13 protein-coding genes and 1 tRNA gene are annotated in these 14,566 nt (G+C 68.8%); 8 read left to right on the top strand and 6 right to left on the bottom strand.

The features are described 5' to 3' along the window. The first annotated feature begins 2 nt into the window (after nt 1-2). Entirely contained in the window at nt 3-437 is a 435-nt protein-coding gene (locus tag ABR737_RS23200; protein WP_350252029.1) for a MarR family winged helix-turn-helix transcriptional regulator, read from the top strand. Between the two features lie 259 nt (nt 438-696). Here ABR737_RS23200 and ABR737_RS23205 read toward each other — a convergent pair whose 3' ends face one another. Beyond that, on the bottom strand, nt 697-1,059 hold the full coding sequence (locus tag ABR737_RS23205; protein ID WP_350252030.1) for a winged helix-turn-helix transcriptional regulator: 363 nt from the start codon (nt 1,057-1,059) through the stop codon (nt 697-699). 126 nt (nt 1,060-1,185) lie between these two features. Here ABR737_RS23205 and ABR737_RS23210 point away from each other — a divergent pair, with 126 nt between their 5' ends. Then, nucleotides 1,186-1,836 (top strand): FMN-dependent NADH-azoreductase, encoded by a 651-nt coding sequence (locus ABR737_RS23210; RefSeq protein WP_350252031.1) that lies wholly within the window; start codon nt 1,186-1,188, stop codon nt 1,834-1,836. 677 nt (nt 1,837-2,513) lie between these two features. On the opposite strand, the gene ABR737_RS23215 is transcribed toward ABR737_RS23210, so the two are convergent. Continuing rightward, a tRNA-Leu gene (locus ABR737_RS23215) sits at nt 2,514-2,597 on the bottom strand. 537 nt (nt 2,598-3,134) lie between these two features. Between ABR737_RS23215 and ABR737_RS23220 the strand changes: the two genes are divergently transcribed. The 6 genes from ABR737_RS23220 to pknB all read left to right on the top strand — a co-directional run bounded on the left by ABR737_RS23220 (nt 3,135) and on the right by pknB (nt 11,238). Further along, entirely contained in the window at nt 3,135-3,965 is an 831-nt protein-coding gene (locus tag ABR737_RS23220; RefSeq protein WP_350252032.1) for an FHA domain-containing protein, read from the top strand. 10 nt (nt 3,966-3,975) lie between these two features. Continuing rightward, the gene (locus ABR737_RS23225) at nt 3,976-4,503 is read left to right on the top strand and encodes an FHA domain-containing protein FhaB/FipA (protein ID WP_350252033.1); all 528 of its coding nucleotides are present in this window, start codon (nt 3,976-3,978) and stop codon (nt 4,501-4,503) included. Nucleotides 4,504-4,635: 132 nt separating this feature from the next. Next, nucleotides 4,636-6,216, top strand: a complete 1,581-nt coding sequence (locus ABR737_RS23230) for a PP2C family protein-serine/threonine phosphatase (RefSeq protein WP_350252034.1) — start codon at nt 4,636-4,638, stop codon at nt 6,214-6,216. A 23-nt stretch (nt 6,217-6,239) separates the two neighbouring features. Continuing rightward, nucleotides 6,240-7,625, top strand: a complete 1,386-nt coding sequence (locus ABR737_RS23235; protein WP_350252035.1) for an FtsW/RodA/SpoVE family cell cycle protein — start codon at nt 6,240-6,242, stop codon at nt 7,623-7,625. Beyond that, the gene (locus ABR737_RS23240; protein ID WP_350252036.1) at nt 7,622-9,091 is read left to right on the top strand and encodes a peptidoglycan D,D-transpeptidase FtsI family protein; all 1,470 of its coding nucleotides are present in this window, start codon (nt 7,622-7,624) and stop codon (nt 9,089-9,091) included. The genes ABR737_RS23235 and ABR737_RS23240 overlap by 4 nt, the downstream gene beginning before the upstream one ends. A gap of 146 nt (nt 9,092-9,237) precedes the next feature. Beyond that, nucleotides 9,238-11,238 carry a Stk1 family PASTA domain-containing Ser/Thr kinase gene (pknB, locus tag ABR737_RS23245; RefSeq protein WP_350252037.1) on the top strand — a complete coding sequence of 667 codons (2,001 nt, stop codon included), beginning with the start codon at nt 9,238-9,240 and terminating at the stop codon, nt 11,236-11,238. Nucleotides 11,239-11,378: 140 nt separating this feature from the next. Here the strand turns inward: pknB and ABR737_RS23250 are convergent, their stop codons facing one another. From ABR737_RS23250 to ABR737_RS23265, 4 genes are read right to left on the bottom strand one after another with little or no spacing between them, the layout of a single operon-like run. Further along, nucleotides 11,379-12,119: a class E sortase gene (locus ABR737_RS23250; RefSeq protein WP_350252038.1), complete on the bottom strand. Its 741-nt coding sequence runs from the start codon at nt 12,117-12,119 to the stop codon at nt 11,379-11,381. 25 nt (nt 12,120-12,144) lie between these two features. Continuing rightward, a complete protein-coding gene (locus ABR737_RS23255) occupies nt 12,145-13,701 on the bottom strand; it encodes a class E sortase (protein WP_350252039.1) in 1,557 nt (518 codons plus the stop codon). Beyond that, on the bottom strand, nt 13,698-14,354 hold the full coding sequence (locus ABR737_RS23260; protein ID WP_350252040.1) for an aminodeoxychorismate/anthranilate synthase component II: 657 nt from the start codon (nt 14,352-14,354) through the stop codon (nt 13,698-13,700). Before ABR737_RS23260 ends, ABR737_RS23255 begins: the two co-directional genes overlap by 4 nt. Then, nucleotides 14,351-14,527, bottom strand: a complete 177-nt coding sequence (locus tag ABR737_RS23265) for a hypothetical protein (protein WP_006604449.1) — start codon at nt 14,525-14,527, stop codon at nt 14,351-14,353. The genes ABR737_RS23260 and ABR737_RS23265 overlap by 4 nt, the downstream gene beginning before the upstream one ends. Between the last annotated feature and the right edge of the window lie 39 nt (nt 14,528-14,566).

The following is a 14,566-nucleotide window of genomic DNA, read 5'->3' on the forward strand; positions in this document are numbered from 1 at the left end:
TCGTGACTCACCGCGACGACTCCGTCGAGACCATCCAGCAGGAGATGACCGCGTTCGCCCGCCGGGCCCGTGCGACCGCCGCCCGGATGCACCCCGAGCTGTCACTGGTCTCCTACACCCTGCTGGCGCACCTCGATGACCAGCACGGATGCCGCGCCACGGACCTCGCAGCGCACTATCTCCTGGACAAGTCCACGGTCAGCCGGCAGATCGCCGCACTGGAGAAGCTCGACTTCGTCGAACGCCGCGTCGACCCGGAGGACCACCGGGTCCAGGTGCTGCACCCCACCGAGAAGGGTGCCCAGGTCCTCGCCAACGTCACCGCGAGCCGCCGCAAGGCGTTCCAGGAGCGGCTGGCCGACTGGGACGAGGGTGATCTCGACCGCTTCGCCACCTACCTGCTGCGCTACAACGCCGCCCAGGAACGACTGGGATAAGGGAACCAACGGTCGGGTCAACGACGGGGCCACCGGCCGGAACGCGGCAACTACGGACGCGACCACCCGCGCCCCACTCCAGCCCTACCCGGAAGCACCTACCCGCAGACCAAGCTCAGCGCCACAGACCAGCTCAGCACAGACCCGCTCAGCACAGACCCGCGCACCCGCAGGCCCTCTCGCCGGCTCACCCCTGGAACCGCCCTCCGGAACCACCCCTGGAAACCGGCCCCCTGAAACCGCCCGCTTCCGGGGCCGCTCACTTCCGGAAGCGCTCCGGGCACTGCCCGCCATCCGCGAGATAGGTCTCCGCCCAGCGCCCCAGTTCCTTGAGCGCGGGTTCCATCGCGAGACCGGCCTCCGTCAGCCGGTAGGAGACGCGCAGCGGCGGGCCCGGATCCACCTCGCGCACGAGCAGGCCGGCCGCCGCCAGTTCCACGAGGCGGTCGGAGAGCATCCGCTCACTGATGCCGGGGATGGCCCGCCGCAGGTCGGCGAAGTGCACCGGCGCCGGCATCAGGGTGGCGACGATCAGCCCCGTCCAGCGCTTCCCCAACAGCTCGAAGACGCGTGTCACACCGTCGTCGACCTGCCTGCACACCGCGTCGCCATGATCCGCCATACAGCCAGGGTACCGCCTTCCCGTTGGCTACTGCAGAAAAGTAAGTTCCTGTGTTATTAATAGGGACGTACGGAATTCAACCTGTGGTCGCGCATCGCCCGGCCGCCTACCGAAGGACCGATCCCCATGGCCACGCTTCTGCTCATCGACTCCTCCCTCTTCCCCGAGGGCGGCTCCGCCTCCCGCTCGGTCACCGCGGCCTTCCGCAAGGCCTGGGAGGAGCAGCACCCCGACGGCACCGTGATCCACCGCGACCTGGCCGCCGACCCGCTGCCGCACCTCGACGGCACCGGCGCCTCCGCCGGCTTCTCCGACCCGGCCGGCCACACCCCCGAGCAGCAGGCGGCCTTCGCGCTGCGCGTGAAGCTGGCCGAGGAGCTGGAGCAGGCCGACGCGATCGTCATCGGCGCTCCGATGTACAACTTCACGATTCCTTCCACGCTCAAGGCGTGGCTCGACCAGGTGATCATCATGGGCCGCACCGCGGGCGAACAGCCGTCGGCCAAGGGCACCCCGGTCACCGTCGTCGCCAGCCGCGGCGGCTCGTACGCGCCGGGCACGCCCCGCGAGCCCTTCGAATACGTCCAGAACTACCTGGAGGCCGTGCTCAACGGCGGACTTGGGCTCGAAGTCGACTTCATCGTCCCCGAGCTGACCATGGCCCCCAACAACCCGGCGATGGCCGAGCTCATCCCGCTGTACGAGACCTCCCGCGACAAGGCCCACGAGGACGCGGCAGCCAAGGCCAAGACCCTCGTCGCCCGCTTCGCCGCCTGAGACCTCCCGAGAGCCGCCCCTTCCGACCTTCCGGCTCCCGAGGAGAGCCGCTGACGCTGCCTCATACGGCCTTAGCTGCCGCATGCAGGCTTGTACGACCCCACAGCAGCCTCCACGGCCTCCCGGCAGCCTCACGCGGACCCGCCGCGACTCCGCCCGGCCCCATCGCCACACGGCCCCACCGCCGCACGACCTCACTGCCCCACGCAGGCGGGCGCCCCCACCACGGCGCCCGCCTCGCGGCGTAACCCCGCCCCCACTCCCCGACTCGCGACTCCCCGACCCCGACTCCCCGGCCCACTCGGCTCGTTGGCCCGCACTCCCCGTACGACCACGCCGGAGGTCACGGACCGGAAGGCGCGGACCGGAGGCTGAGGGCCGGAGGCTGAGGACCGGAAGCCGAGGAAAGAACCACGCGCCCACCACGAAACGTGACCCCTGCACCACAAACGGACACAGAAGTCACCCCCAAAGCCCCCACCAGCCCCGCATGTGACGCACCCCTCAAGCTGCCCCCGGAGTCACCCCAGGACACCCCCAAGCCACCTCGAGCCGCCAGTCCCCAGCCCGACCTCACCCCGCCGCACCCTCCCCCGTGACGCACGCAACACAGTGACGAACACAACGAAAGACCCCCGGGTCTCCGGATTTCTCCGGAGACCCGGGGGTCTCATCTGTGCGCGAGGGGGGAGTTGAACCCCCACGCCCTTTCGGGCACTGGAACCTGAATCCAGCGCGTCTGCCTATTCCGCCACCCGCGCATGGGTGCTGCCGTTTGATGTTCTCACATGATCCGGGTTGTTCCGTCCGGGTCTTGTGCGAGCGCCTTTCGACATCGAGAACACTAGCACGGTGACGGGGGTGCCTTCACACGCCTTTTCGCCGGTCCCCGCCCTGCGGGGCCCCCGGGCCGCACCCCGCCGTGCCTCGAACATTCGCCGAGCACTGCCCCGAGGGTTCACACTCGCGGTAGCCGCAACAGGAGCGGGGGCCACCCGGCCCGCCTCCGGCCGGCCGGAGGCGGGTCGGCGCATGCGTCACGTCCGACTCCGGCACCCGCCCGGCGGGAGTGCCCGGCGGTTGCGGGACACTGTCAGCGGGGCACATCTACGATCGCAGTGCACGAGCAGTGGGCAAGGAGCAAGCAAGCACCGGGCAACCCTGTGAGGGGCGACACTCGTCCTCAAGGCGGGAAAGGGGAACCAGCCGATTTCCCTACGCGTGGATACGATCAGTAAGCAGTATCAGGACGACTCGATCAGGACGACCCCGACGAAGACTGAGGAAGGAGGTGCCCCGTGGGAGTGCTGAAGCGTTTCGAGCAGCGTCTCGAAGGTCTCGTCAACGGCACCTTCGCCAAGGTGTTCAAGTCCGAGGTGCAGCCCGTTGAGATCGCCGGCGCGCTGCAGCGCGAGTGCGACAACAACGCCACCATCTGGAACCGCGACCGCACGGTCGTCCCCAACGACTTCATCGTCGAGCTGAGCACCCCGGACTACGAGCGGCTGAGCCCCTACAGCGGGCAGCTCGGCGACGAGCTCTCCAGCATGGTCCGCGACTACGCCAAGCAGCAGCGCTACACCTTCATGGGCTCGATCAAGGTCCATCTGGAGAAGGCCGACGATCTCGACACCGGCCTGTACCGCGTCCGCAGCCGTACGCTCGCCTCCAGCTCGTCCCAGGACCAGCCGGGCCCGGCCGGCGCGCAGCGCCCCGCGGCACCCCGCGGCGGCCGTCCCGGCGGCGGCCACGTGAGCCCGCCCCCCATGCCTTCGTCCCCGCCTCCCGGCGGCGCACAGCCCGCACCCCGTGCGGCACCGCCCGGTGCAGGACCGCAGCCCCACGCGCAGACCAGGCGCTGGATCGAGATCAACGGCACCCGCCACCAGATCTCGCGCCCGACGCTCGTGATGGGCCGCAGCACCGACGCTGACGTACGGATCGACGACCCGGGTGTCTCCCGGCGTCATTGTGAGATCCGGGTCGGAACGCCCCCCACGATCCAGGATCTGGGCTCCACGAACGGCATCGTGGTAGACGGGCAGCACACCACTCACGCTAATCTCCGCGACGGCTCGCGGATTGTCGTGGGCAGTACCACCATCGTTTACCGGCAAGCCGAAGGGTGAAGCGGGGGCAATGTCAGAGCTGACCCTCACGGTCATGCGGTTGGGTTTCCTCGCCGTACTGTGGCTGTTCGTCATCGTGGCCGTTCAGGTCATCCGCAGCGATCTGTTCGGCACGCGCGTCACACAGCGCGGTGCCGCCCGGCGCGGCGGGCAAGAAGCGCGTACGCAGCGGCAGGCCGCTGCGCCACCGCAGCAGCAGCGCCGCCAGGAAGGCGGTCGCGGCAACAACCGTCAGCGCCGCGGAGCACCCACCAAGCTGGTGGTCTCCGAGGGCTCGCTGACCGGCACCACCGTCGCCCTCCAGGGCCAGACCATCTCTCTGGGCCGTGCGCACGACTCCACCATCGTGCTGGACGACGACTACGCGTCCAGCAGGCATGCCAGGATCTACCCGGACCGTGACGGCCAGTGGATCGTCGAGGATCTGGGTTCCACCAACGGCACGTACCTGGACCGGACCCGACTGACGACCCCGACACCGATTCCGCTGGGAGCCCCGATCCGCATCGGCAAGACCGTCATCGAGCTGCGGAAGTAGTACGACAATGAGCGAGCGGAGCGAGCGAGCCGCGACGGTCCACTCGGCGGACCCGGGCGTGCTCCCGACCGGAGGGTGGGCAGTGTGGCTCGACGAGACCGGCTGTACCCCGAGCCGACGGGTGAGGTGCACATGAGCTTGTCTCTGCGCTTCGCCGCCGGATCGCACAAGGGCATGATCCGCGAGGGCAACGAGGACTCCGGCTATGCCGGTCCACGGCTGCTCGCCATCGCCGACGGCATGGGCGGTCAGGCCGCCGGTGAGGTCGCCTCCTCCGAGGTGATCTCCACGCTCGTCCAGCTCGACGACGACGTCCCCGGCTCCGACCTCCTCACCTCGCTGGGCACGGCCGTCACGCGCGCCAATGACCAGCTGCGGGTGATGGTCGAGGAGGACCCCCAGCTGGAGGGCATGGGCACGACCCTGACCGCCCTGCTGTGGACCGGACAGCGGCTCGGCCTCGTCCACGTCGGTGACTCGCGGGCGTATCTGCTGCGCGACGGCGTGCTGACCCAGATCACCCAGGACCACACCTGGGTGCAGCGGCTGGTCGACGAGGGCCGGATCACCGAAGAGGAAGCCACCACCCATCCGCAGCGGTCGCTGCTGATGCGGGCGCTGGGCAGCGGCGATCATGTCGAGCCCGATCTGTCGATCCGCGAGGTGCGGGCCGGCGACCGGTATCTGATCTGCTCGGACGGACTGTCCGGGGTCGTCAGCCACCAGACGCTGGAGGAGACCCTCGCCAGCTACCACGGGCCGCACGAGACCGTGCAGGAGCTGATCCAGCTCGCCCTGCGCGGTGGCGGACCCGACAACATCACCTGCATCGTCGCCGACGTCCTGGACGTGGACGGCAACGACGCGATGGCCGCCCAGCTCAACGACACCCCGGTCATCGTCGGCGCCGTCGCGGAGAACCAGCACCAGCTCAGCGACCCGAGCACGCTGCAGACCCCCGCGGCGCGGGCCGCCGAGCTCGGCCGGCCGGGCGGGCAGCCGTCCGGCCCCGGGGGTGCCTTCGGGCCGCCCGGCAGCGGTGAGCACGAGGTCGGCGGCCCGCCGCAGGGCTCGTTCGGCGCGTTCATCGACGAGGACTTCGTCAAGCCGCGCCGGCGTGGGCGGTGGCTGAAGCGGTCGCTGTTCATCGCGCTGGTGCTGGGCCTCGTGGGCGGCGGGTGCTACGCGGGCTACAACTGGACGCAGACCCAGTACTTCGTCGGAGCCAAGGACGACCACGTCGCGCTCTACCGGGGCATCAGCCAGGACCTCGCGTGGATAAAGCTCAACGACGTGGACGAGGACCATCCCGAGATCGAACTCAAGTACCTGCCGCTGTACCAGCGCAACCAGGTCAAGGAGACGATCGCGGTCGACAGCCGCACCCAGGCCGGCGAAAAAGTCACCGAACTGAACAGCCAGGCCAATGCCTGCCGTAATAAGGAGCAGCGGGAGGCGGCCGAGCGCGAGGCGGCACGGCACCCGGCCAACAAGGGAAAGGCCGGCACGCCGTCGAAGCCCGGCAGCCCGTCCCGGTCCGGTTCGCCGAGCGCCAAGCCCGGTTCCACCGGCAAGGCGGGCAACGACAGCGGCACCGGCACGGCCGGCACGCTGGCGGCGAGCACGACTCCGAAACCCACACCCAGCACCAGCCAGGCCGCGCCCTCCGAGGAGCAGAAGCAGCTGGAAAAAAATTGCAGCACCCAGCAGTGAGGGCCTAGGGGGCCGTAGATCTCATGAGCAGCAGCACCACCAACACCACCACCATCGGCACCATCGGAGCCCCGAGCCGCCGCAACACCGAGCTGGCGATGCTCGTCTTCGCGGTGCTGATTCCGGTGTTCGCGTACATCAACGTCGGTCTGGCCAAGGAGGGTTCGGTCCCCGCCGGCGTGCTGGGCTACAGCCTGGGCCTGGGCCTGCTGGCGGGCGTCGCGCATCTCGTCGTCCGCAAGTGGGCCCCGTACGCGGACCCGCTGATGCTGCCCATCGGCACCCTGCTCAACGGGATGGGCCTGATCTTCATCTGGCGGCTGGACCAGGAGCCCTCGCTGGGCAAGGCGATGGCGCCCAACCAGCTGATGTGGTCGACGCTCGGCGTCGCCTTCTTCCTGGCCATCCTGATCTTCCTCAAGGACCACCGCGTCCTGCAGCGCTACACCTACATCTCGATGGTGGTGGCGCTGGTCCTGCTGGTCGCGCCGGTGTTCTTCCCGGGCGTGAACGGCGCGAAGATCTGGATCACGATTCCGGGTCTCGGCTCGCTGCAGCCCGGCGAGTTCGCGAAGATCATCATCGCGATCTTCTTCGCCGGCTACCTGATGGTGAAGCGGGATGCGCTGGCGCTGGCCAGCCGCCGCTTCATGGGGCTCTACCTCCCGCGCGGCCGTGACCTCGGCCCCATTCTCGTCATCTGGGCGCTCAGCCTGATGATCCTGGTCTTCGAGACCGACCTGGGCACCTCGCTGCTGTTCTTCGGCCTGTTCGTCGTGATGCTGTACGTGGCCACCGAGCGCACCAGCTGGATCGTGTTCGGTCTGCTGCTCAGCGCCGGCGGCGCGGTCGCGGTGGCGACGTTCGAGTCGCACGTCCAGACGCGTGTCCACAACTGGCTCAACCCGCTGGAGCTGGCCAACGGCGGTGTCACCGAGACCGCCCAGGCGATGTACTCCTTCGGCTCCGGCGGCATCCTCGGCTCCGGTCTGGGACAGGGCTACTCCCGCCTCATCCTGGGTATCGCGCCGAAGAGTGACTACATTCTCGCCACGGTCGGCGAGGAGGTCGGGCTCGCCGGGCTGATGGCGATCCTGCTGCTGTACGGCCTGCTGATCGAGCGCGGTATCCGTACGGCGCTGGCCGCCCGCGACCCGTTCGGCAAGCTGCTGTCGATCGGCCTGTCCGGCGCCTTCGCGCTGCAGGTCTTCGTCGTCGCCGGTGGTGTGACGGGCCTGATCCCCCTGACGGGTATGACGATGCCGTTCCTCGCCCAGGGTGGCTCGTCCGTGATCGCCAACTGGGCACTGATCGCGATCCTGCTCCGGATCAGCGACACCGCGCGCCGTCCGGCGCCGGCCCCCGCCCCGTCCACCGACGCCGAAATGACCCAGGTGGTCCGCCCGTGAACAAGCCCCTGCGCCGGGTCGCGATCTTCTGCGGCCTGCTCGTCCTCGCTCTGCTCGTCCGCGTCAACTGGGTGCAGTTCGTCCAGGGTGACGCGCTCAAGAACGACCCGCACAACCGCCGGGTCGCCATCGAGCGCTACAGCACACCGCGCGGCAACATCATCGTCGACGGCAAGGCCATCACCGGCTCCACGACCACCGACAGCGGCGACTTCAAGTACAAGCGCACGTACAAGAACGGCAAGATGTGGGCGCCGGTCACCGGCTACGCCTCGCAGGCCTTCGACGCCAACCAGCTCGAGAAGCTGAACGACGAAATCCTCAGCGGCACCGACGACAGGCTCTTCTTCAGCCGCACGGTCGACATGTTCACCGGCGGCAAGCAGAAGGGCGGCAATGTGGTGACCACCCTCGACGCCAAGGCCCAGAAGGCCGCCTACGACGGCCTGGGCAAGCAGAAGGGCGCGGTCGCCGCGATCAACCCGGAGACCGGGGCGATCCTGGCCCTGGCCAGCACCCCGTCGTACGACCCGTCCACCTTCGCGGGGATGAGCAACAAGGACGCCGAGGCGTACAGCGCGCTGCAGAAGAAGAGCGACGCCGACGAGCCGATGCTCAACCGGGCGCTGCGCCAGACCTACCCGCCCGGCTCCACCTTCAAGGTCGTCACGGCCTCGGCAGCGCTGCAGAACGGCCTCTACAACAACGTCGACGCCCACACCGACTCGCCGCTGCCCTACACGCTCCCCGACACCTCGGGCCTCCCGCTGAAGAACGAGGGCAACATCCCGTGCAAGGACGCTTCCCTGCGTGAGGCGCTGCGCTGGTCCTGCAACACGGTGTTCGGCAAGATCAGCGCGGACCTCGGCAACAAGAAGATGAAGGCCGAGGCGGAGAAGTTCGGCTTCAACGACCCGGGGATCAACACTCCGGTCCGCGCCGCGGAGAGCATCTACCCCGAGGACAACCGGCCGCAGAACGCCATGGCGGGCATCGGCCAGGCCTCCAACCGCGCCACGCCGCTGCAGATGGCCATGGTCGCCTCGGCGGTCGCCAACGGCGGCAAGCTGATGAAGCCGTACATGGTCGACCAGCTGGTCGCGCCGAACCTCAATGTGGTCCAGCAGCACACGCCGCAGGAGATGAGCCGGCCGCTGAGCGCGGAGAACGCCCAGAAGGTCCAGAGCATCATGGAGACCGTGGTCAAGCAGGGCACGGGAACCAGCGCCCAGATCCCGGGCGTCACAGTCGGCGGAAAGACCGGTACCGCCCAGCACGGCGAGAACAACAAGGACAATCCGTACGCCTGGTTCATCTCCTACGCGAAAACCGACAAGGGCACCCCCGTCGCGGTCGCGGTCGTCATTGAGGGATCCGACACTCTTCGCGACGACATCGCCGGCGGAAAGCTTGCAGCTCCGGTCGCGAAGCGCGTCATGCAGGCGGTACTCGAAGGCGAGAAGTGACCCGGGTCATGCCCATACCGGTCACGTATCAGGTTGCGGCTCCGGCCCGGTCCGCTACGGCGTGCCGGGTACGGTATGCCCGGACAGCACACCGCCGGACCACACACCGGTGCGGTCGGGACTGACGGAGAGGGCTGGAGAAGCTTATGGAAGAGCCGCGTCGCCTCGGCGGCCGGTACGAGCTGGGCTCGGTGCTCGGCCGCGGTGGCATGGCCGAGGTGTACCTCGCGCATGACACCCGCCTGGGCCGCACCGTAGCTGTGAAGACGCTGCGGGTGGACCTCGCCCGTGACCCGTCCTTCCAGGCCCGGTTCCGCCGTGAGGCCCAGTCGGCCGCCTCGCTGAACCATCCGTCGATCGTCGCGGTCTACGACACCGGCGAGGACTACGTCGACGGTGTCTCGATCCCGTACATCGTCATGGAGTACGTCGACGGCTCCACACTGCGTGAGCTTCTGCACTCCGGAAGAAAGCTGCTGCCCGAGCGGTCGCTGGAGATGACCACCGGTGTCCTCCAGGCGCTGGAGTACTCCCACCGGGCCGGCATCGTCCACCGCGACATCAAGCCGGCCAACGTCATGCTGACGCGCACCGGCCAGGTCAAGGTCATGGACTTCGGCATCGCCCGGGCCATGGGCGATGCCGGTATGACGATGACGCAGACCGCGGCGGTCATCGGCACCGCGCAGTACCTCTCTCCCGAGCAGGCCAAGGGTGAGCAGGTCGACGCCCGCTCCGACCTGTACTCCACCGGCTGTCTGCTCTACGAGCTGCTGACCGTCCGGCCGCCGTTCGTCGGTGACTCACCGGTCGCGGTGGCCTATCAGCATGTCCGCGAGGAGCCCCAGAAGCCGAGCAACTTCGATCCCGAGATCACGCCGGAGATGGACGCCATCGTCCTGAAGGCGCTGGTCAAGGACCCGGACTACCGCTATCAGTCGGCGGACGAGATGCGCGCCGACATCGAGGCGGCGCTGGACGGACAGCCGGTGGCGGCGAGCTCCGGCATGGGCGCGGGCGGCTACGAGCAGGACCAGCCGACCACCATGCTGCGGCCGCAGGACCCGGCCGGCCAGACCTCCATGCTGCCGCCGATGAACCCGGACGACGGGGGCTACGGCTACGACGACCGCGGCGACCGGCGCCGTGGTGGCGGCCAGAAGAAGAGCAACACCTCGACGATCCTGCTGGTGCTGGCGGCCGTCCTCGTCCTGGTCGGTGCGATCTTCATCGGCAAGGCGATGTTCACCGGCAAAAACGTGAGTGGCACCACACCGGCGCCCAACCTCGTCGGCAAGACCCTCAAGGAAGCCAAGTCGTTCGGCAGGAACGGCAGCTTCAAGGTCGTCGAGGGGGGTCGCAAGGCCTGCGACAACGTCAAGAAGGGCCAGGTCACCGAGCAGAGTCCGAAGCCCGGCGGAGAGCTCGCCAAGGACGACACCATCAAGGTCACGCTGTGCACGGGCCAGGAGAAGATCACGGTGCCCAGCGTCACGGGCCTGACCGAGGACCAGGCGCGAAACGACCTCAAGGAAAAGGGCTTCACCGACGTCAACAGCGAGCCCCAGGTCTCCGACCGGCCCGCCGGCACCGTGGTGGAGCAGGATCCGAAGCCGAACTCGCAGCGGACCAAGGACGCCAAGATCACGCTGTCCATCGCCACGCCGAGCCCGAAGAAGCAGGTCCCTGACGTCAAGGGCCAGGACTTCGCCGCGGCCCAGAAGCAGCTGAAGGACCTGGGCTTCGAGGTCACCAAGAACGAGACGGACGTCACCGACCCCAACCAGGTCGGCAAGGTGATCGACCAGAGCCCGGCGGGCAACACCGAGGCCAAGGTGAACTCCACCGTGACCCTCACGGTCGGCAAGGCGGGCGCTCAGACACCGGTTCCGGGTGTGATCGGTCAGCCCCTGAAGGATGCGAAGAAGGCGCTCCAGCAGGCCGGCTTCACCAACATCCAGCTCGCCGGCGGCAGTCCGCAGGACGACAACGCCCGTGTCGCCACCCAGGACCCGCAGCCCAACACCCCGTCCGATCCCAAGACCACCACCGTGACGCTGACCACCATCGGCGGTGGCGGCAACGGCAACGGTGGCAATGACGGCGGTGGCGGCATCTTCGGCGGAGCGTTCGGAGGCAACCACTAGCGGTCCCTGCGACGAGAAGCACGGAGCCCCGGCACCTGGGAAGGGTGCCGGGGCTTCTGCGTTGTCCGTGTCTCGGGTGTGCGTGCCTCGGGGTGCGTTCCTCGGGGCGCCTGGGGCCTGTCCTGTCCCGTCCCGTCCGGCTAGCGGAGTTCCTTCGGGGGTGTGCGGTCCGCGTCGACCTTCTCGGTGCGTTCCAGCTCGCCCCAGACGATGAAGCGGTAGTTCGAGGTGTAGACCGGGGTGCAGGTCGTGAGGGTGATGAAGCGCCCCGCCTTGTGCTTGCCGGATTCCTTCGGGATGTCGTCGAGGACGTCCACGTTGTACTTCGAGGTCTCGGGCAGCGTCGCGAACACCTTGTAGACGTACCAGGTGTCCTTCGTCTCGAAGACGATCGGGTCGCCGTCCTTGAGTTTGTCGATGTTGTGGAACTTCGCGCCGTGGCCGTCACGGTGCGCGGCGAGGGTGAAGTTGCCCTTCTTGTCCTCCGGCAGCTCCGACTTGACCGGCTTGGTGTAGTAACCGGCCACGCCCTCGTTGAGGATCTCGGAGTCGGTGCCCTTCTTGACCAGGACCTCGCCGTTGTCCATCGCCGGTACGTGCAGAAAGCCGATGCCGTCCTTGGTGTCCAGCTTCCCCGGGCCCTTGGGGCCGCTGCTCGCCCAGTGCTGGCGGACCTGGTCGCCCTGCTGGTGCGCGGCACGGTCGGCGAGGACGTTGGTCCACCACAGCGAGTAGGCGACGAACAGGCCCAGGATCACCCCGGCCGTGATCAGCAGCTCACCGATAAGGCTGATGACGGCGGCGATGGCCCTGCGCACCCGGCGCGGCTCGGGCGGCGGCGCGGACCGGTCGCATTCCTCGTCGGTTCCGGTTGCAGTCACCGCGCAGCACCCCTCTTATGTTCACTCAGCCGGCGAGCGCATCCGGTTTGCCCTTGCTCCGCGGCCGCTCGTCGACCATCTTGCCCCAGACGATCATCCGATAGGTACTGGTGAACTCCGGGGTACAGGTCGTCAGGGTGATGTAGCGGCCGGGTCCGGTGAATCCCGACCCGGGCGGCACGGGGCCGATCACGCTGGTGTTGCTCGGAGACGTCTGCGGGAGGATGCTCACCATCTCGTAGGTGTAGTACGAGCTCTTCGTCTCGACGATGATCTTGTCGCCCTTGGTGAGCCTGTTGACGTAGCGGAACGGCTCGCCGTGTGTGTTGCGATGCGCCGCCACCGCGAAGTTGCCCTTCTTGTCCCAGGGCATCGCCGTCTTGGTCCCGCTGTTCTTGTCGTAGTGGCCGATCATGCCGTGGTCCAGCACACGGTGCTTGTCGATGCCCTCGGCTATCGGCGCCTTCACATCGAGCTTCGGGATGTACATGATCCCGAAGCGCTCACCGTCCGCGAGGTTCTTCTTCTCGCCGCCGCCCTTGTCCCACTCGTGCTGCAGGTTGCTGGCGGCGCCGCCCGCCTCCTGCTCGGCCATCACATTGGTCCACCAGAGCTGATAGGTGACGAACAGCAGCATCAGCACGCCGAGGGTGATGAACACTTCGCCCAGCGCGCGGCTGGCGATCAGGCTGGGGCTGTCTTTGGCTGCGCGCGCGGCCTGCCGGGCCTCCAGCCGGGACAGCGGGGCGGGCGCCGCTTCAGAGGCGGTCGCAGCGGCTGTTGTGGCGGCGGCCGTGCCGCTGTGGCGCCCGCGCCGCCCTCCTCGCTTGGCAGCCTCCTGGGCGGCCTTCCGCCGGGCCGCGCGGCCGCCGGACGACGGGGTGGATGCCGAGGTCTCGGTTTCACGTGAAACCGAGGTATCCGTTTCACGTGAAACGGACACGTCGTCGGGCTTCTCCGCCTGACGCAGCGCCATGGTCTCGTTGTCGCCCTGCCATGGTGTGGCGGCGGCAGGCGCGGCCGGTGCGGGGCCCGCGGCAGGCGTGGAGGCGGCGGTCGGCGCGGGGCGCCCGGCCGGTGCGGGGGCGGGCGGTACCGACGCCTCCGGTGCCCCCGGTGACTGCGGTGCCTCCGGTGTGGCATATGGCCGGGATATCGAGTCGGGCGCCGCGGGGCGGGGGGCGTAGCCGGGGCCGGGGCCCTGGCCGTGGGGGGACGTCTCGGCGCCGTACGACTGCCCGTCCGGCCGGGACGGCCTTTCCGGCTCCAGATGCGGGCGGAACCACGGTGAGCCCTGGCTCCCGCCCTCCTGAGCCGCCTTGCCCCGCCGTCGCCCCCGGCCCGGCTGCCCGTACGGAGCGGGCGCGGGCGCGGGCGCCGATGATGCCGCCTGGCCCGGCAGCGGATCGTTCAGCGGGTCGTCCAGCTGCTCCACCGCCGCCTCGAACGCATCGGGGTACCCGTACGGATCCGGTGATCCCTGCGGTTCCTGCGGCCCGTACGACTGCTGCGGCCCGTTGGACCGCTGCGAACCGTCCGGCTCGTAGGGTCTCCCTTCACGCCCGGGGCGCAGGTCGGTCACGCGCCGGCCTTGCCGACCACCGGGGCCAGCCCCGTGGAGCGCGCCACCGCCCCCTTGTCACCGCATTCGACGAGCCAGTTGGCCAGCATCCGGTGCCCCCACTCCGTCAGCACCGATTCGGGGTGGAACTGCACCCCCTCGACCGGCAGTTCACGGTGCCGCAGACCCATCACGATCCGCCCGCCGGGGACGTCCTCGGCCTCCGTCCAGGAGGTGACGACCAGTTCGTCGGGGACCGTGTCCGGTTCGACGGCCAGGGAGTGGTAGCGGGTGGCGGTGAACGGGGAGGGCAGGCCGGCGAACACCCCGGCGCCCTCGTGGAGGACGGGCGAGGTCTTGCCGTGCAGCAGCTCGGGCGCCCGGTCCACCACACCGCCGTACGCGACCGCCATCGACTGCATGCCCAGGCACACACCGAAGACCGGGACACCGGTGTCCGCGCAGTGCCGGACCATGTCGACGCAGACGCCGGCCTGCTCGGGGGTGCCGGGACCGGGCGACAGCAGCACGCCGTCGAAGCCGTCCCGCGCATGGCGCGGCTCGACCTCGTCGTTGCGCAGCACCTCGCATTCGGCACCCAGTTGGTAGAGGTACTGGACGAGGTTGAAGACGAAGCTGTCGTAGTTGTCGACGACGAGAATCCGTGCGGTCATCGGACGGCTGCCATCCCTTGGTCGACAGTGACGTCATTGAAGGGGAGCAGCGGCTCCGCCCACGGAAAGACGTACTGGAAGAGTACGAAGACGACCGCCAGCGCGAGCACCAGGGAAATCAGTGCCTTCACCCAGGTGTTGCCCGGCAGATGCCGCCAGATCCAGCCGTACATGCTGTCGCTGTCCCCTTGCCGATGCCGATGACGATGACG

It is taken from the genome of Streptomyces sp. Edi2 (assembly GCF_040253635.1).
Taxonomy (GTDB): domain Bacteria; phylum Actinomycetota; class Actinomycetes; order Streptomycetales; family Streptomycetaceae; genus Streptomyces.

Coding starts and splice junctions, on each gene's coding strand:
- ABR737_RS23260 (WP_350252040.1), bottom strand. CDS start 14,354: ATGACCGCACGGATTCTCGTCGTCGACAACTACGACAGCTTCGTCTTC.
- ABR737_RS23235 (WP_350252035.1), top strand. CDS start 6,240: ATGAGCAGCAGCACCACCAACACCACCACCATCGGCACCATCGGAGCC.
- ABR737_RS23230 (WP_350252034.1), top strand. CDS start 4,636: ATGAGCTTGTCTCTGCGCTTCGCCGCCGGATCGCACAAGGGCATGATC.
- ABR737_RS23225 (WP_350252033.1), top strand. CDS start 3,976: ATGTCAGAGCTGACCCTCACGGTCATGCGGTTGGGTTTCCTCGCCGTA.
- ABR737_RS23210 (WP_350252031.1), top strand. CDS start 1,186: ATGGCCACGCTTCTGCTCATCGACTCCTCCCTCTTCCCCGAGGGCGGC.
- ABR737_RS23205 (WP_350252030.1), bottom strand. CDS start 1,059: ATGGCGGATCATGGCGACGCGGTGTGCAGGCAGGTCGACGACGGTGTG.
- ABR737_RS23265 (WP_006604449.1), bottom strand. CDS start 14,527: ATGTACGGCTGGATCTGGCGGCATCTGCCGGGCAACACCTGGGTGAAG.
- pknB (WP_350252037.1), top strand. CDS start 9,238: ATGGAAGAGCCGCGTCGCCTCGGCGGCCGGTACGAGCTGGGCTCGGTG.